Origin of the sequence: Salmonella sp. SAL4457, from assembly GCF_046548235.1 — a bacterium.
In the GTDB taxonomy this organism is placed as follows: Bacteria; Pseudomonadota; Gammaproteobacteria; order Enterobacterales; family Enterobacteriaceae; genus Salmonella; species Salmonella enterica.
This window is the reverse complement of sequence record NZ_JBGDZO010000002.1, coordinates 60,454-78,049: the sequence shown is the minus strand read 5'-3', so window position 1 is coordinate 78,049 and position 17,596 is coordinate 60,454. Positions and strand designations below refer to the sequence as shown.

General features: G+C 53.8%; 17 protein-coding genes. 5 read left to right on the top strand and 12 right to left on the bottom strand.

The features are described 5' to 3' along the window. Positions 1–15: 15 nt before the first annotated feature. The gene (locus ACLJNW_RS07890; RefSeq protein ID WP_072209494.1) at positions 16–333 is read left to right on the top strand and encodes a GIY-YIG nuclease family protein; all 318 of its coding nucleotides are present in this window, start codon (positions 16–18) and stop codon (positions 331–333) included. Here ACLJNW_RS07890 and ACLJNW_RS07885 read toward each other — a convergent pair. Both ACLJNW_RS07885 and ACLJNW_RS07880 read right to left on the bottom strand, forming a co-directional pair. After that, a complete protein-coding gene (locus tag ACLJNW_RS07885) occupies positions 320–823 on the bottom strand; it encodes a GNAT family N-acetyltransferase (protein ID WP_000908562.1) in 504 nt (167 codons plus the stop codon). The two genes, ACLJNW_RS07890 and ACLJNW_RS07885, sit on opposite strands and share 14 nt — an antisense overlap. Then, positions 817–1,341, bottom strand: a complete 525-nt coding sequence (locus ACLJNW_RS07880; RefSeq protein ID WP_000884721.1) for an SCP2 domain-containing protein — start codon at positions 1,339–1,341, stop codon at positions 817–819. Before ACLJNW_RS07880 ends, ACLJNW_RS07885 begins: the two co-directional genes overlap by 7 nt. A gap of 216 nt (positions 1,342–1,557) precedes the next feature. On the opposite strand from ACLJNW_RS07880, the gene ACLJNW_RS07875 reads away from it, so the two are divergent. The 3 genes from ACLJNW_RS07875 (at position 1,558) to ACLJNW_RS07865 (ending at position 4,625) form a co-directional block, all read left to right on the top strand. Further along, positions 1,558–2,553 carry a peptidase U32 family protein gene (locus ACLJNW_RS07875; RefSeq protein ID WP_000421309.1) on the top strand — a complete coding sequence of 332 codons (996 nt, stop codon included), beginning with the start codon at positions 1,558–1,560 and terminating at the stop codon, positions 2,551–2,553. After that, complete coding sequence (locus tag ACLJNW_RS07870; protein ID WP_001540959.1) at positions 2,544–3,440, top strand: U32 family peptidase; 897 nt, start codon at positions 2,544–2,546, stop codon at positions 3,438–3,440. The genes ACLJNW_RS07875 and ACLJNW_RS07870 overlap by 10 nt, the downstream gene beginning before the upstream one ends. Before the next feature lie 177 nt (positions 3,441–3,617). Further along, positions 3,618–4,625 carry a luciferase-like monooxygenase gene (locus ACLJNW_RS07865; RefSeq protein WP_023204550.1) on the top strand — a complete coding sequence of 336 codons (1,008 nt, stop codon included), beginning with the start codon at positions 3,618–3,620 and terminating at the stop codon, positions 4,623–4,625. Here ACLJNW_RS07865 and ACLJNW_RS07860 read toward each other — a convergent pair. Continuing rightward, positions 4,603–5,322, bottom strand: a complete 720-nt coding sequence (locus ACLJNW_RS07860) for a murein L,D-transpeptidase family protein (protein ID WP_024154685.1) — start codon at positions 5,320–5,322, stop codon at positions 4,603–4,605. The genes ACLJNW_RS07865 and ACLJNW_RS07860 overlap by 23 nt on opposite strands. Positions 5,323–5,480: 158 nt before the next feature. Here ACLJNW_RS07860 and ACLJNW_RS07855 point away from each other — a divergent pair, with 158 nt between their 5' ends. After that, on the top strand, positions 5,481–6,011 hold the full coding sequence (locus ACLJNW_RS07855) for a hypothetical protein (RefSeq protein WP_001294028.1): 531 nt from the start codon (positions 5,481–5,483) through the stop codon (positions 6,009–6,011). A 60-nt stretch (positions 6,012–6,071) separates the two neighbouring features. Here the strand turns inward: ACLJNW_RS07855 and mtr are convergent, their stop codons facing one another. The 9 genes from mtr to infB all read right to left on the bottom strand — a co-directional run bounded on the left by mtr (position 6,072) and on the right by infB (position 17,573). Further along, on the bottom strand, positions 6,072–7,316 hold the full coding sequence (gene mtr, locus ACLJNW_RS07850) for a tryptophan permease (protein ID WP_000224393.1): 1,245 nt from the start codon (positions 7,314–7,316) through the stop codon (positions 6,072–6,074). Between the two features lie 153 nt (positions 7,317–7,469). Beyond that, positions 7,470–9,359, bottom strand: a complete 1,890-nt coding sequence (gene deaD, locus ACLJNW_RS07845) for an ATP-dependent RNA helicase DeaD (protein ID WP_000807252.1) — start codon at positions 9,357–9,359, stop codon at positions 7,470–7,472. Continuing rightward, positions 9,352–9,432, bottom strand: a complete 81-nt coding sequence (yrbN, locus tag ACLJNW_RS07840) for a protein YrbN (protein WP_010723222.1) — start codon at positions 9,430–9,432, stop codon at positions 9,352–9,354. Before yrbN ends, deaD begins: the two co-directional genes overlap by 8 nt. 105 nt (positions 9,433–9,537) lie before the next feature. Next, positions 9,538–10,422, bottom strand: coding sequence for a lipoprotein NlpI (nlpI, locus tag ACLJNW_RS07835; protein ID WP_000802069.1), 885 nt, complete (start codon positions 10,420–10,422; stop codon positions 9,538–9,540). 109 nt (positions 10,423–10,531) lie between these two features. Next, the gene (pnp, locus tag ACLJNW_RS07830; protein ID WP_001670767.1) at positions 10,532–12,667 is read right to left on the bottom strand and encodes a polyribonucleotide nucleotidyltransferase; all 2,136 of its coding nucleotides are present in this window, start codon (positions 12,665–12,667) and stop codon (positions 10,532–10,534) included. Between the two features lie 241 nt (positions 12,668–12,908). After that, a complete protein-coding gene (gene rpsO, locus ACLJNW_RS07825) occupies positions 12,909–13,178 on the bottom strand; it encodes a 30S ribosomal protein S15 (RefSeq protein ID WP_000059465.1) in 270 nt (89 codons plus the stop codon). A gap of 150 nt (positions 13,179–13,328) precedes the next feature. After that, positions 13,329–14,273 (bottom strand): tRNA pseudouridine(55) synthase TruB, encoded by a 945-nt coding sequence (truB, locus tag ACLJNW_RS07820; protein WP_000089674.1) that lies wholly within the window; start codon positions 14,271–14,273, stop codon positions 13,329–13,331. Further along, positions 14,273–14,674, bottom strand: coding sequence for a 30S ribosome-binding factor RbfA (gene rbfA, locus ACLJNW_RS07815; protein ID WP_001040208.1), 402 nt, complete (start codon positions 14,672–14,674; stop codon positions 14,273–14,275). The genes truB and rbfA overlap by 1 nt, the downstream gene beginning before the upstream one ends. A 220-nt stretch (positions 14,675–14,894) precedes the next feature. After that, positions 14,895–17,573: a translation initiation factor IF-2 gene (infB, locus tag ACLJNW_RS07810; RefSeq protein WP_000133064.1), complete on the bottom strand. Its 2,679-nt coding sequence runs from the start codon at positions 17,571–17,573 to the stop codon at positions 14,895–14,897. Positions 17,574–17,596 lie beyond the last annotated feature (23 nt).

The following is a 17,596-nucleotide window of genomic DNA, read 5'->3' as shown; positions in this document are numbered from 1 at the left end:
AACCTGAAAATTATCATGCTGATGGCGACAATGACACCCTGGTATCTGTATCTGATTCGTACTGCAGACAATGCGCTTTACACCGGAATAACCACCGATGTGGCGCGTCGTTACAGGCAGCATCAAACGGGAAAAGGCGCAAAAGCATTACGGGGAAAAGGCGAGTTAACGCTGGCGTTTGCGGCGCAGGTCGGCAATCGCTCGCAGGCCCTGCGCATAGAGTATCGCATCAAACAGCTCACAAAGCGCCAGAAGGAGCGCCTTGTGACGGAACGCGAAGCGTTTGAGGCGCTGCTGTCCAGCCTGCAAACGCCGGTGCTTAAAAACGATTGAAGTGGTCGTGATACTCCACCAGCCCCGTCACGCCTTCCAGCGCATCCTCAGCCAAACGGTGTACCTGGAAAGCGCTTTCCGTACCGGGCCAACGGCAGTGAAGATCGTAATGCGCGGCCAGTTCAAAACCGAAGCGGCTATATAACGCCGGATCGCCCAGCGTCACGACCGCCGCGTAGCCGAACTCGTTGAGCGAATCCAGCCCTTCATACACTAACTGGCGCGCCAGCCCTTGCCCGCGATACTTTTCATCGACCGCCAGCGGCGCCATGCCGACCCACTGTAAATCTTCGCCCTGCACATCAACCGGGCTAAAGGCGACATAGCCCACCACCTGACCTTCATCATCCGTGGCCACCAGTCCGAGCGTCAGAAAACCATCTTCACGCAAATCGTGAACCAGCTTCGCTTCCGCATCGCTTTCGAATGAACGGCGTAACAGCGCATCAATACCAGGCGCATCAATAGGAATTTCTACTCGAATTAGCATGGTTCACCTACCGAGGTCTGTTTGGTTTCCGGCGAGTTTTTCATTCCCGCCTCAACAAAATCCGCCAGTTGCAGCAGCATAACGCGTAACGCTTTCGGCATCTGCTCCAGTTCGATGGCGTCCATCAGATTCTTCACATACAACCCTAACTCAGTATCGCCTTCAATGACCAGTCGACGCTGGAAAAAGAGCGTATCCGGATCCTGTTTACGGGCGGCGATCATTAGCAGATCGCTGGCGTCGGCGCTAAAACTGACGTCAGCATCCGCCTGCTGGCTAACGATCAGCTTTTCATTTTCAACCGTGGTATACCATTTTAAGTCGATGTCACGAACATGAATGCTTAACCAACGACCTTCGAGGAATTCCAGCTCTCCATCGGCCAGCGCCTGACGAAACTGCCAGCTCAGAACCTGTTCCAGAACCTGGCGCTTTAGCGCAAAGGGCGTCAGTTTAACCGGTACACTCATCAGAGACGGGCCAGCATGGACTAAGCGTGAACGCAGTTTATCTAACACGAGCTTTACTCCCTGTTTCAATAGTCCTGTTATTTTGCCATATCCAATAAATCACATGGCGGCGTAAATCAACAATTGGGTCTGATTTTCTACCCCATTATTGGTGTTACCAATACGCCTTTAACTGCCTTAAATCAAAAATTGTCGCAGCAAGGTTAACTAAAATCCCTGTTCGTTAACAATTTTGCGTCTCAGACGTAACCCTCAGGATAAATTATGGAGCTGCTCTGCCCTGCCGGAAATCTCCCGGCGCTGAAGGCGGCCATCGAAAACGGCGCTGACGCCGTTTATATCGGGTTAAAAGACGATACCAATGCCCGTCATTTTGCCGGCCTTAACTTTACCGAAAAAAAATTGCAGGAAGCGGTGAGTTTTGTTCACCAGCATCGCCGCAAATTACACATCGCCATTAATACTTTTGCGCATCCGGACGGCTATGCCCGCTGGCAGCGCGCCGTGGATATGGCGGCGCAGCTTGGCGCCGACGCGCTGATTCTTGCCGACCTCGCTATGCTGGAATATGCCGCAGAGCGTTACCCGCATATTGAGCGCCATGTTTCCGTTCAGGCCTCGGCAACCAACGAAGAGGCGATTCGCTTTTATCACCGCAACTTTGATGTCCACCGTGTAGTACTGCCGCGTGTACTGTCGATTCACCAGGTAAAACAACTGGCCCGCGTCACGCCGGTGCCGCTGGAGGTATTCGCGTTTGGCAGCCTGTGCATTATGGCGGAAGGTCGCTGCTATCTTTCTTCCTACCTGACGGGGGAGTCGCCCAATACCGTCGGCGCCTGCTCTCCCGCCCGCTTTGTCCGTTGGCAGCAAACGCCGCAGGGGCTGGAATCGCGCCTGAATGATGTCCTGATTGACCGTTACCAGGATGGCGAAAACGCAGGCTACCCAACGCTGTGTAAAGGCCGCTATTTAGTGGACGGCGAGCGCTATCACGCGCTGGAGGAGCCAACCAGCCTGAACACGCTGGAACTGCTGCCGGAGCTCATGGCGGCGAACATCGCTTCGGTGAAGATCGAAGGCCGCCAGCGCAGCCCGGCCTATGTCAGCCAGGTGGCGAAAGTGTGGCGCCAGGCGATCGATCGCTGCAAAGCCGCCCCGCAAAACTTCGTTCCACAGCGCGACTGGATGGAGACGCTCGGCGCGATGTCCGAAGGCACCCAAACCACGCTTGGCGCATATCACCGTAAATGGCAGTGAGAGGAGCTATGAAATATTCCTTAGGACCGGTGCTTTATTACTGGCCGAAAGAGACGCTGGAAGATTTTTATCAGCAGGCCGCAAAAAGCAGCGCTGACGTCATTTATCTGGGCGAAGCGGTGTGCAGCAAGCGTCGCGCAACCAAAGTCGGCGACTGGCTGGAAATGGCGAAATCCCTCGCCGCCAGCGGTAAGCAGGTGGCGCTCTCCACCCTGGCGCTGGTACAGGCGTCATCTGAATTAAGCGAGCTGAAACGCTATGTGGACAACGGCGATTTTCTGCTGGAAGCCAGCGATCTTGGCGTGGTGAATCTGTGCGCCGAGCGCAAACTGCCGTTTGTCGCCGGCCATGCGCTGAACTGCTACAACGCGGTCACGCTGCGCCGGTTGCTGAAAGAAGGCATGGTACGCTGGTGTATGCCGGTGGAGCTGTCCCGCGACTGGCTGGTGAATTTGCTTAATCAGTGCGATGAACTGGGCATCCGCAATCAGTTTGAAGTGGAAGTGTTGAGCTACGGGCATCTGCCGCTGGCCTACTCCGCTCGCTGCTTTACCGCCCGTTCGGAAGACCGCCCGAAAGATGAGTGCGAAACCTGCTGTATCAAGTATCCAAACGGTCGTGACGTGCTCTCGCAAGAGAATCAGCAGGTGTTTGTGCTTAACGGTATTCAGACCATGAGCGGCTATGTCTATAACCTTGGCAACGAACTGACGTCGATGCAGGGATTGGTCGATATCGTGCGGCTGTCGCCGTTGGGGACGGAGACATTTGCCATGCTTGATGCCTTTCGCGCTAACGAAAACGGCGGCGCGCCATTACCGCTTGCCGCGCATAGCGACTGTAACGGCTACTGGAAGCGGCTGGCAGGTCTGGAGCTACAGGCCTAGCCGGATGGCGGCATAAATACCTTGTCCGGCCTACAAATAGCGATCCCGTAGGCCCGATAAGCGCAGCGCCATCGGGCATTGTTTTTGCCGTCAGTCTCATAAAGCTCACTTTGTTAACAACATTCGCTAATCTTTAATGCAGTATTAAAAGATTAACCGGTAACAAAGTGAGCCGTTATGACTGACAAAACTATTCCGTTCTCGGTGCTGGATCTGGCGCCGATCCCTGAAGGATCTTCGGCAAAAGAAGCCTTCACGCACTCGCTGGATCTCGCACGGCTGGCTGAAAAGCGCGGTTATCACCGCTACTGGCTGGCAGAACATCACAACATGACCGGTATCGCCAGCGCGGCGACCTCGGTATTGATTGGTTATCTGGCAGCCAATACCACAACATTACATCTTGGCTCCGGCGGCGTGATGCTGCCTAACCATTCACCGCTGGTGATTGCCGAGCAGTTCGGCACGCTGAATACGCTCTACCCGGGACGTATCGACTTAGGGTTGGGACGCGCGCCGGGTAGCGATCAGCCGACGATGCGCGCGCTACGTCGCTATATGAGCGGCGATATTGATAACTTTCCACGCGATGTCGCAGAGCTGGTGGACTGGTTCGACGCTCGCGATCCTAATCCGCATGTGCGCCCGGTGCCCGGCTACGGCGAGCAGGTCCCGGTCTGGCTGCTGGGCTCCAGCCTGTATAGCGCGCAACTGGCGGCCCAGCTTGGTCTGCCGTTCGCCTTTGCTTCGCATTTCGCGCCGGATATGTTGTTCCAGGCGCTGCATCTGTACCGTACCCAGTTCAAACCTTCAGCGCGGCTGGAAAAACCGTACGCGATGGTGTGTATCAATATTATCGCCGCCGACAGCAACCGCGACGCCGAATTCCTGTTTACCTCCATGCAGCAGGCTTTCGTGAAGCTACGCCGTGGGGAAACCGGCCAACTGCCGCCGCCGATTGAGAATATGGAGACCTTCTGGTCGCCATCCGAGCAGTATGGCGTGCAACAGGCGCTGAGTATGTCGCTGGTCGGTGATAAGGCGAAAGTCCGCCACGGGCTGGAATCCATCCTGCGGGAGACCCAGGCGGATGAAATTATGGTAAACGGGCAGATTTTCGATCATCAGGCGCGGCTGCATTCGTTTGATTTGGCGATGGATGTTAAGGAAGAGTTGTTGGGCTGATTTTATAACGCCGATTTTCAACGGTGATGGTTGGCAATCGGTGATTTTTTTCGAAATAATCATAGCCGGGCTTCAACATACGCCAGAAATTATATTCCGGCCATGCTTGCGCCTGGCGCATATTTTCGTCATCCATCGTAAATGGGAAGATATGGACAGGCACGTTCTTCTGCCCGCTGTTTAGCGCCTGCGCCACCAGTTGATAAATCTCTTCAATACCGGCATCAGTCATGGCATAGCAACCCGCCGAAACGCAGTTCCCGTGAACCATAATGAAATCACCGGTGTAGCCATTTGCCCGATCGTAAGCATTCGGGTAGCCAATATTAAATGCCAGATGATAGCGGCTGTTTGGGTTAAGCAACCCTTTGTTGGTGGCATAAAAGCCTTCCGGGCTTTTACCGTCTCCCTGTTTATGTTTTGGCCCTAAGCCACCAGACCATGCGCATATAGTCCAGGTTTTGTAGAGTTTGTAAGGCTTGCTATTGGCGCTTGCCCACAGTTCCAGCTTATCTTCCGCTTTCAGAATGCGGATAAATAACTGGTCGCCGGGGTGAATGATTTTTAAAGACGATGCGACAGGTTTTTCCACTGGCAGGTAAACGTCTTCATCGTACGGAGTGAGCCAGAAAAATTTTAAAATAAAAGCGATAAACAGGCTCAATAATACAATAGCGAGTAGTCCTTTACGCCCCATTTTCGTATTCCGCTTATTCTGAACCAGTTCAAGTATATATTTTCCTATGATATGAAATAGAGGAAAGGTCCAGTTCTGTACTTTTATAAAATAGTAATCGTTTTATCATGGCCGAACAGGGATATGAATAAATCGACTTATTACCAGAGAAAATCATCATGAGTGAACCTGCTTCCTTTTTTCTTCATGCACATATTACCGAGAGTAACCTCAAGAAATTTTTCCATTCACCGGCAACAAATATTAAAGACTATGACGACTGGTTGCCATGGTTTACTGAGGAGCAAAGGTTGTACGGCGATCCTGCAAAAATGCTTAACAATCTTGCCACATGTAATTCTGGTGAAAGTGAAAAGAATATCTATGCTGAACATATCAACTTTAATAAAGAAACACAGATAGTCACGATGGATCACATATTTCTCTCAGAGAGCTATGAAATGTTCATGCCACTCATGGCCTGTGTGCGGGGAATCGAGAAATTTATTACGCCAGGGGAAAATAATTTTGCGCTAATTTATTATTACTGGTGGGGTTCGGAGATCGCCATCGCGCTCGAATTTGACGCCAATGGTAGCAGAATAACGGCAAATCCTAAGGCAGAAAATTTAACTATCGCCGATGCTTTTTTCGATGAACACGGGGAAGCACTCGCCGAAGAACTTTATAATAAACAGGGTTTTATTTGATACCATTTCGCGGACTTGTGAAATATTGCCGGATGAAAACAGCTCATCCGGCTCGTTCAATTACTGGTACACCGGCAGCAAATTAAAGCTCGACAGAATATGGATAACCGCGTTGCCAACACCGAAGACCAAAATCAGGGCAATCATCGGTTTACCGCCCCAGACGCGGAATTTCGGGCTGCCGAAACGTTCGCGAGATTTACGTGCCAACAGCGCAGGCACAATGGCCGCCCAGATAGTTGCAGCTAAACCTGCATAGCCAATGGCGTACAGAAAACCGTTCGGGTACAGCAGGCCACCAATCATCGGCGGCAGGAAAGTCAGCAGCGCCGTTTTAAAACGTCCCATTGCCGAGTCATCAAAACCAAACAGATCCGCCAGATAGTCAAACAGCCCCAGCGTCACGCCAAGGAAGGAACTGGCGACCGCAAAGTTAGAGAACACCACCAGCAGCAGATCCAGGCTGCGGCTGTTCAGCACGCCGCTCAACGCCTGTACCAGCACATCAATATTGCCGCCTTTCTGCGCAATGCCGATAAATTCCGGACGCGGGATGTTGCCCATCGTCCCCAGCAGCCAGACGGAATAGAGCGCCAGCGCCAGTAACGTCCCATAAATCAGGCATTTGACGATGGTACGCGGATCTTTGCCGTAATATTTCATCAAGCTCGGTACGTTACCGTGATAACCAAAAGAGGCCAGACAAAATGGCAGCGTCATCAGCAGGTACGGCGTATATGACGCGTGGCTTTCAGCCACGTTAAACAACGTGGCAGGCTGAACGTGCCCCAACAGGCTGCCGAAGGTCAGGAAGAAGGTAATCACCTTCGCGCCCAGTACGATGGCCGTCATGCGGCTCACCGCTTTAGTACTCAACCAGACAACAAACGCCACCAGCAGCGCGAAGACAAAGCCTGCTGCTCGTGCCGGCACGTTCAGCGACATCTCAGCAAAGGTATGGTGCAGAATCGAGCCGCTCGCCGAAATGTAGGCGTAGGTCAGGATATAGAGCACAAAGGCAATAGAGATGCCGTTTACCACGTTCCAGCCTTTGCCCAACAGGTCTTTGGTGATGGTGTCGAAACTCGAACCAATGCGGTAGTTAAGGTTGGCTTCGAGGATCATCAGCCCGGAGTGCAGCATACAAAACCAGGTAAAGACCAGCGCCGCCATCGACCAGAAGAACCACGCCCCGGACATGACCACCGGCAGGGAGAACATCCCCGCGCCAATGATGGTGCCGCCGATAATCACCACGCCGCCAAGCAGCGAAGGTGACGTTTGGGTGGTGGTAAGTGTTGCCATTCAGCTCTCTCTCCAGTCATTTATAGTGTGACTATCTCTCAATACGCTGCACTGTACCAGTACACGAGTACAAAAGAAATAAAAAAAGCCCCGATTGTGACGATCGGGGCTGTATATTTTACTTTACGCTGTGAATGCGCAGGTCAGCGTGAGTTACGCATCACCGCCGAAACGACGGCGACCGGTAGAGTCATCACGACGCGGACCACGGCTTTCACGACGCTCGCCGCTGAAGCGACGACCATCACCACGACCGCCTTCACGACGTTCGCCGCTGAAATTACGACCGCCTTCACGACGTTCGCCACTGAAGCTACGACCACCGCCGCGACGTTCGCCGCCCGCGTGCGGAACAGCATCACCCAACAGCTGCATATTCATCGGCTTGTTCAGAATGCGGGTACGCGTGAAGTGCTGGAGCACTTCGCCCGGCATACCTTTCGGCAGCTCGATGGTGGAGTGAGACGCGAACAGCTTAATGTTACCAATGTAACGGCTGCTGATGTCGCCTTCGTTAGCGATAGCGCCCACGATATGACGAACTTCAACGCCGTCATCACGGCCCACTTCAATGCGGTATAACTGCATATCGCCAACGTCACGACGTTCACGACGCGGACGTTCTTCACGGTCGCCACGCGGGCCACGGTCATTACGCTCGCGCGGACCACGGTCGTCACGGTCACGGAATTCACGCTTAGGACGCATCGGCGCATCCGGCGGCAGAATCAGCGGACGCTCGCCCTGCGCCATTTTCAGCAGTGCGGCAGCCAGCGTTTCGAGATCCAGCTCTTCACCTTCAGCAGACGGCTGGATTTTCGCCAGCAACGCACGGTACTGATCCAGATCGCTGCTTTCCAGTTGCTGCTGAACTTTCGCGGCGAATTTTTCCAGACGGCGTTTGCCCAGCAGTTCTGCGTTCGGCAGTTCCACTTCCGGAATGGTCAGCTTCATGGTGCGTTCGATGTTGCGCAGCAGACGACGCTCGCGGTTCTCAACGAACAGCAGCGCGCGACCGGCGCGACCCGCACGACCGGTACGACCGATACGGTGAACGTAGGACTCGGAGTCCATCGGGATATCGTAGTTCACCACCAGGCTGATACGTTCAACGTCCAGACCACGTGCCGCAACATCGGTGGCGATCAGGATGTCCAGACGACCATCTTTCAGGCGTTCCAGAGTCTGCTCACGCAGCGCCTGGTTCATATCGCCATTCAACGCGGCGCTGTTGTAGCCGCTACGTTCCAGCGCTTCTGCTACTTCCAGGGTCGCGTTTTTGGTACGTACGAAGATAATCGCCGCATCAAAGTCTTCCGCTTCCAGGAAACGCACCAGCGCTTCGTTTTTACGCATGCCCCAGACAGTCCAGTAGCTCTGGCTGATGTCAGGACGGGTAGTCACGCTGGACTGAATGCGCACTTCCTGCGGCTCTTTCATAAAGCGGCGGGTAATGCGACGAATCGCTTCCGGCATGGTGGCGGAGAACAGAGCGGTCTGATGACCTTCCGGGATCTGCGCCATAATAGTTTCAACGTCTTCGATGAAGCCCATACGCAGCATTTCGTCGGCTTCATCCAGCACCAGACCACTCAGTTTAGAGAGGTCGAGAGTGCCACGTTTTAAGTGATCAAGCAGACGTCCCGGCGTACCGACAACGATCTGCGGCCCCTGACGCAGGGCGCGTAACTGCACGTCATAACGCTGACCGCCGTACAGGGCAACCACGTTTACGCCGCGCATGTGTTTAGAGAAATCCGTCATGGCTTCGGCAACCTGTACCGCCAGTTCGCGGGTTGGCGCCAGCACCAGAATCTGAGGTGCCTTCAGCTCAGGATCAAGATTGTTGAGCAGCGGTAAAGAGAACGCTGCGGTTTTGCCGCTACCGGTCTGGGCCATGCCCAGCACGTCGCGACCGCCCAGCAGATGCGGAATGCACTCTGCCTGGATTGGAGATGGTTTTTCGTAACCCAGATCGGTAAGGGCTTCAAGGATAGGAGCCTTCAGCCCCAGATCTGCAAAAGTGGTTTCGAATTCAGCCATGTAGTACGTGTGCCTCAAAATTAATGGCGGCCAGTCTACATAACTCATCATGAAATTGATCTGCAATTTTCATTGAAAAGTGTGAACCGGCTCAAAGTAGGTGTATTAACGAACAACAACGCCCTCACCCGCGAAGGTGATGGCAATCAAAAAGATTACGGGCTGATATGTTCGTCAGCTATTGCTGGTCCGATTCTGCCAGGTCATCTTGGTCCTGGCCCAGGAGCGATAATTCCAACAATGCGTATCGGTGCTCAACAAAGTTATGAACGTTGTTGGCCACCGCCAGTTTGAACAGAGCCGTGGCGCTGTCCAAATCCCCCAGACTTAGGTAATACTTACCTAAATAGAAGTTGGTTTCACTGAGATGCTCAGCGAGCGAGGTGTTATCCGTTGCGTCCGCCTTGAGCCTTTCCATCAGCGTTGCTTCGCTAATGTCGCCCAGGTAGAACTCGACAATGTTCCATCCCCATTGCTCTTTATCCGATTTTTCGAAGCGTGCTTTTAACGCTTCTTTCGCCTGCTTCTCATTAAGCTTCTGCTCAACAAGATACAGCCACAGGCTGCGGTAAGGATCATTGGGATCGTCTTGATAAAACGCCAGCAGATCATCTTGCGCTAACTTATCACGGCCGCCGTAATACAATGCGATACCGCGGTTTAAGTGCGCGTAGTTGTAAGTTGGATCAAGCTCTAGTACAGAATCAAACGCTTCATAGGCAGCATCAAAATTGCCTGCCTGCGTTAAATAAATGCCTAAGTAATTGAATACTTCAGGCATATCCGGTCTGATTGCCAGCGCTTGTGAAAAATCATTTCGCGCTAATGCCCTCAAACCAAGACTATCATACAACACTCCGCGCTCATATAAAAGCTGTGCGCGTTCGTCATCGGTTAAAGCCCGACTGGCAAGAATCTGTTCCATACGCGCCAGAATCACTTCCTGCTGTAAAGTCGGTTGCAATGGTACTGCGAGGACTTCACTTTTACGCCAGGCGGAATTACTGCATCCTGCAAGCGTAAGTGCTGTCGCAACGAAACACCAGCGCAAAAAAGGCTTCATTTCCCACTCCCGAAGACAACGATTGAATGAACGTCCTGTTCCCCGGTGGCTCAACAAGGCGTCCAGCCAGGTCTAAAGCCCTCCGCACTGCGGAGGGCAAAAGGCTACCTTACTCGGCCTGTTCGCTCGCCGGAGCTTCCGGCGCAGCCGCAGGTTGAGACTGCTCGGTTGCTTCTTTAATGCTCAGACGTACACGGCCCTGGCGGTCAACTTCCAGAACCTTAACCGGGACTTCCTGACCCATCTGCAGATAGTCGGTCACTTTCTCTACACGCTTATCCGCGATTTGAGAGATGTGAACCAGACCTTCTTTACCGCCGCCAATGGCAACAAACGCGCCAAAGTCAACGATACGGGTCACTTTACCATTGTAGATACGGCCGACTTCGATCTCGGCGGTAATCTCTTCGATACGACGGATAGCGTATTTCGCTTTTTCACCGTCGGTCGCCGCGATCTTCACAGTACCGTCATCTTCAATTTCGATGGTGGTGCCGGTCTCTTCAGTCAGCGCGCGGATCACAGAACCGCCTTTACCGATCACGTCTTTGATCTTGTCCGTGCTGATCTTGATGGTATGGATACGCGGCGCAAATTCAGAGATATCGCCGCGCGGCGCGTTGATCGCCTGTTCCATCACGCCCAGGATGTGCAGACGCGCACCTTTAGCCTGGTTCAACGCAACCTGCATGATCTCTTTGGTGATACCTTCAATTTTGATATCCATCTGCAGCGCAGAGATACCGTCGCGGGAACCCGCCACTTTGAAGTCCATATCGCCCAGGTGATCTTCGTCGCCCAGAATGTCAGACAGTACAACGTAGTTGTCGCCTTCTTTCACCAGACCCATAGCGATACCTGCTACGGCGGCTTTAATTGGCACGCCAGCGTCCATCAGCGCCAGAGAAGCGCCGCACACGGAAGCCATAGAAGAAGAACCGTTGGATTCGGTGATTTCAGACACCACGCGAACGGTGTACGGGAATTTATCCATGTCCGGCATCACTGCCAGCACGCCGCGCTTCGCCAGACGACCGTGACCAATTTCACGACGCTTCGGAGAACCGACCATGCCGGTTTCGCCTACGGAGTACGGAGGGAAGTTGTAGTGGAACAGGAAGCTGTCAGTACGCTCGCCCATCAGTTCATCAAGCACCTGCGCGTCACGGGCAGTACCCAGAGTTGCGGTAACCAGCGCCTGCGTTTCACCACGGGTGAACAGCGCGGAACCGTGGGTACGCGGCAGTACGCCAGTGCGCACGTCCAGACCACGGATCATGTCTTTTTCACGGCCATCAATACGCGGCTCGCCTGCCAGTACGCGGCTACGCACCACGTTTTTCTCGATAGCGTGCAGGATTTCGCCCAGCTCGTTAGCATCCAGAGTTTCATCTTCTGCAATAAGCTGCTCGATGGTTTCGGATTTGATTACGTCAACCTGAGCATAGCGCTCTTGTTTATCGGTGATGCGGTACGCGTCGCTCAGACGAGATTCAGCCAGCGCAGCAACACGCGCGTTCAACGCGTCGTTGACGGCTTCCGGCTGCCAGTCCCAACGCGGTTTACCGGCTTCTTTCACCAGATCGTTGATCGCCTGGATAACAACCTGCTGCTGCTCGTGACCGAATACCACCGCGCCCAGCATAGTGTCTTCGCTCAGCAGTTCAGCTTCGGATTCCACCATCAGCACAGCCGCTTCGGTACCGGCAACCACCAGGTCCAGCTTGCTTTCTTTCAGCTCGTCCTGGGTTGGGTTCAGCACGTACTGGTCATTGATGTAACCTACGCGCGCCGCGCCGATTGGGCCGTTGAACGGAATGCCGGACAGCGACAGCGCAGCGGATGCGCCGATCATGGCAACGATGTCTGGGTTAACCTGCGGGTTAACGGAAACGACGGTCGCAATAACCTGCACTTCGTTAACGAAGCCTTCCGGGAACAGCGGACGAACCGGGCGGTCAATCAGACGCGCAATCAGGGTTTCGCCTTCGCTTGGACGGCCTTCACGACGGAAGAAGCTGCCCGGGATACGACCAGCAGCGTAGGTACGCTCCTGATAGTTAACGGTCAGTGGGAAGAAGTCCTGGCCTGGCTTGGCTTTTTTCTGGCCGACAACGGTAACGAATACGGCGGTGTCATCCATGCTTACCATAACAGCGGCAGTGGCCTGACGCGCCATCATGCCAGTTTCCAGCGTAACGGTATGCTGACCGTACTGGAATTTACGAACGATCGGATTAAGCAAAATAATATCCTTTCCAATTTTTGACGGCATAATACGCGCCGTCGTTAATACCCGATCTTCTGCGCATCCTCGCGACTAATGACAACCCTAACCCTGATATGGGTAAAGCCTCTCATTAGCCGCGCGAACCTCTGCAACGGAAGATCATTCATAGCAACAATACATGAGTTTCCAGCGAATTGCTGCCATCTGCTGGAAAAAAGGGGCCATGAAGGCCCCCTCTTTCTGAAACTCGAAAGAATTAGCGACGCAGACCCAGACGCTCAATCAGCGCGGTGTAGCGTGCAACATCTTTACGTTTCAGGTAGTCGAGCAGTTTACGACGCTGAGAAACCATACGCAGCAGACCACGACGGCTGTGGTGATCTTTTTTATGCTCTGCAAAGTGACCCTGCAGGTGGTTAATCTGTGCAGTCAACAGAGCAACCTGAACATCGGTAGAACCGGTGTCGTTTGCGTCACGACCGAACTCAGAAACGATTTTAGCTGTAGCTTCAGTACTTAGAGACATTTTAAAACTCCAAAGTATTTAAGAATGAGAGGACGCCGATCTCTAATTCAGCGATCCCAGTGTACGCCGCGTAAACTGTTAAATAATTTACGCGACGTTAAGCGGCAGTATTCTACTCGCAGCGCTCTCTTATCGCAAGACGAAGCGACATTACGCCGGGTACTCTACTACCAGCCGACGAGGCGCGACACGGCCTTCGTCGTCAATTTCGCCCATACCGATAAATTTATCGTCTTCACCTTCCGTCACACGAACCAGTCCCTTCAACGGCGCGCCCGTGGTACGAACCGGGTTGCCATTTTTGAAGTATACCGAAGATGTTAACGGCAGATTAACAACAGGATAGTCCGAAGCTGGACTGTCCATTGGCATCAATAATGGATCGAGCAACTGCGCCGCCGGAACGCCCTGCTGTTCCGCCTGTGCTACCAGCGTCTGCAAATGCTCCAGCGTCACCATACGATCCACCGGATACTTGCTGACCGTCAGACGACGCAGGTACGTTACGTGCGCGCCACAGCCCAGTTTCTCACCTAAATCATCAATAATGGTACGAATATAGGTGCCTTTGGAGCAGTGAACTTCCAGCTCCAGCTCGTTACCTTCATGGCGAATAAACAGCAGCTCATAGACGGTAATCGGGCGGGCTTCGCGCGGCACTTCGATACCCTGGCGGGCATATTCGTACAGCTTCTTGCCCTGATACTTCAGCGCCGAATACATCGAGGGAATCTGTTCGATATCCCCACGAAAGGTCTCCAGCGCGCTCGCAAGCTGCTCAGCGCTGAAAGTCACCGGACGCTCCTGCACGATTTGACCATCGGCGTCAGAGGTATCCGTGCGCTGCCCCAGACGGGCAATAACACGATAGCGTTTGTCAGAATCCAGCAGGTACTGCGAAAATTTTGTCGCTTCGCCGAGGCAAATCGGCAACATGCCGGTCGCCAGCGGGTCCAGCGCGCCGGTATGCCCGGCGCGGTTGGCATTGTAGATGCGCTTAACTTTCTGCAGCACGTCATTGCTGGACATACCCTGCGGCTTATCCAGCAGCAGAACGCCGTGAATGTCGCGGCCACGACGACGAGGACGACTCATCAGTCCTCCTTGCTGTCGTCCGGGTTCACACGACGTTCTTCGTCATGTTTCACCACGTTAGTCACCAGGTTGGACATACGCATCCCTTCCACCAGCGAGTTGTCGTAGAAGAAGGTCAGTTCCGGTACGATGCGCAGACGCATCGCTTTACCCAGCAAGCTGCGGATGAAACCAGACGCTTCCTGCAGGGCCTTAATGCCGTTTTTCACAGCCGCTTCGTCCTGATCGTTGAGGAACGTCACGAATACTTTGGCGTATGCCAGATCGCGGGACATTTCAACACCCGATACGGTGGTCATCATACCTACACGTGGATCTTTGATTTCGCGTTGCAGGATGAGCGCGATCTCTTTCTGCATCTCTTGCGCTACGCGCTGAGGGCGACCAAATTCTTTCGCCATAATAAATTCTCCAGAATAAAGACAAAAAAGGGGCCATAAGCCCCTTTTTAAATTTCTTGCCGGGTGGCGCTTCGCTTACCCGGCCTACGCCTAATCATCTTCTAAGGATTTTGGATTGCAACAAGGCGGCAAGCTCGTAAATCCCCGGGAGCATAGATAACTATGTGACCGGGGTGAGCGAGCGCAGCCAACGCCGTTGCGGCCCAAAAGACGACGAAGATTAAGCGATGGTACGTTGGATCTCGATGATTTCGAATACTTCGATCATATCGCCAACGCGAACGTCGTTGTAGTTCTTCACGCCGATACCACATTCCATGCCGTTACGGACTTCGTTAACGTCATCTTTGAAGCGGCGCAGGGATTCCAGCTCGCCTTCATAGATAACCACGTTGTCGCGCAGAACGCGGATTGGGTTATGGCGTTTAATTGTACCTTCGGTAACCATACAGCCCGCGATCGCGCCGAATTTCGGCGATTTGAACACATCGCGCACTTCAGCCAGACCGATGATCTGCTGTTTCAGTTCCGGAGACAGCATACCGCTCATCGCCGCTTTCACTTCGTCGATCAGGTTATAGATGACGGAGTAGTAACGCAGATCCAGGCTTTCAGATTCGATCACTTTACGCGCAGAGGCATCGGCACGAACGTTGAAGCCAACCAGAATGGCGTTGGACGCCGCAGCCAGGGTCGCGTCGGTTTCGGTGATACCACCTACGCCAGAACCGATGATCTTCACTTTCACTTCGTCGGTAGACAGTTTCAGCAAGGAGTCGGAGATCGCTTCCACAGAACCCTGTACGTCGGCCTTCAGCACGATGTTCACTTCGTGAACTTCGCCTTCGGTCATGTTGGCGAACATGTTCTCGAGTTTAGATTTCTGCTGACGCGCCAGTTTAACTTCACGGAATTTACCCTGACGATACAGAGCAACTTCACGCGCTTTCTTCTCGTCGCGAACGACGGTCACTTCGTCACCCGCAGCCGGAACGCCGGACAGGCCGAGGATTTCCACCGGAATGGACGGACCCGCTTCCAGCACTTCCTGACCCAGTTCGTTACGCATCGCACGCACGCGGCCGTATTCGAAGCCACACAGCACGATATCGCCCTTATGCAGCGTACCTTCACGAACCAGCACGGTAGCCACCGGACCACGACCTTTATCCAGGAAGGATTCGATAACCGCACCGCTCGCCATACCTTTACGAACGGCTTTCAGTTCCAGAACTTCGGCCTGCAGCAGGATAGCGTCCAGCAGTTCGTCGATACCGGTGCCCGCTTTCGCAGACACGTGAACGAACTGGCTCTCGCCGCCCCACTCTTCCGGCAGAATGCCGTACTGGGACAGTTCGTTCTTAACGCGATCCGGATCGGCTTCCGGCTTATCGATTTTGTTCACCGCAACCACGACCGGCACACCTGCCGCTTTCGCGTGCTGGATAGCTTCGATAGTCTGCGGCATCACGCCGTCGTCTGCCGCTACCACCAGAACCACGATATCCGTTGCCTGGGCGCCGCGAGCACGCATAGAAGTAAATGCGGCGTGGCCCGGGGTGTCCAGGAAGGTGATCATCCCGTTGTCAGTTTCAACGTGGTAAGCACCGATGTGCTGGGTAATGCCGCCCGCTTCGCCAGAGGCTACTTTCGTGGAACGAATGTAGTCCAGCAGAGAGGTTTTACCGTGGTCAACATGGCCCATGATGGTCACAACCGGTGCGCGCGGTTCAGCCGCAGCGCCGGTATCACGGTCGCTCATTACCGCTTCTTCCAGTTCGTTTTCACGACGCAGGATAACTTTGTGGCCCATCTCTTCGGCAACCAGTTGTGCGGTTTCCTGGTCGATAACCTGGTTGATGGTGGCCATAGCACCCAGCTTCATCATCGCTTTGATGACCTGAGAGCCTTTAACCGCCATCTTGTTCGCCAGTTCGCCAACGGTGATGGTTTCACCGATCACCACGTCACGGTTAACGGCCTGAGCGGGCTTCTGGAAGCCTTGCTGTAAAGAAGACCCTTTACGCTTGCCGCCTTTACCGCCGCGAACCGCAGCACGCGCTTCTTCGCGATCGGCTTTGGATTCGGCATGTTTGCCTTTTTTCGCCGGACGCGCCGCTTTTGCATTACGGCCACGACCACGACCGCCTTCTACTTCACGATCGTTTTCGTCTTCGGCCTGGCGCGCGTGCTGAGAAGTGGTGACATGATAGTCACTGGTGTCTTCTACTGGCTCAGGCGTTGCGGTCCATTTGTTTTCTTCCGCCATGCGGCGAGCTTCTTCTGCTACACGACGCGCTTCTTCTTCGAGTTTGCGACGTGCTTCTTCTTCCGCTTTACGCTTCAGCTCTGCAGCTTCATTCTCACGGCGGGCTTTTTCGGCCTGGGCGGTTTTGGTCATATCGTCAGTCTGTTGATTGCTCACTTTGTCTTTTTCCGCAGCTTCACGTTTCGCTTTTTCAGCGGCTTCACGCTTAGCTTGTTCTGCGGCCTCGCGTTCAGCTTTTTGTTGCGCCTCGCGTTTGGCCTGTTCTTCTGCCTCACGACGGGCTTGCTCTTCCGCTTCACGCTGCGCCTGCTCTTCCGCGGCCAGGCGTTCAGCCTCTTGCGGATCGCGTTTCACAAAGGTGCGCTTCTTGCGGACTTCGATTTGTACCGATTTACTTTTTCCACCGGTACCTGGAATATTCAGGGTGCTGCGCGTTTTACGCTGCAGCGTCAGTTTATCGGGACCAGAAACCGCTTCGCGGTTCAGGTGCGCCAGTAAAGTCTGTTTTTCTTGTGCGGACACAGAGTCGTCAGCAGATTTCCGGATACCTGCATCAGCAAACTGCTGTACCAGGCGATCCACGGAAACCTGTCTCTCTGCGGCCAGCGCTTTTAGGGTTACATCTGTCATGCTGTTCCTTCCTGCTACAGTTT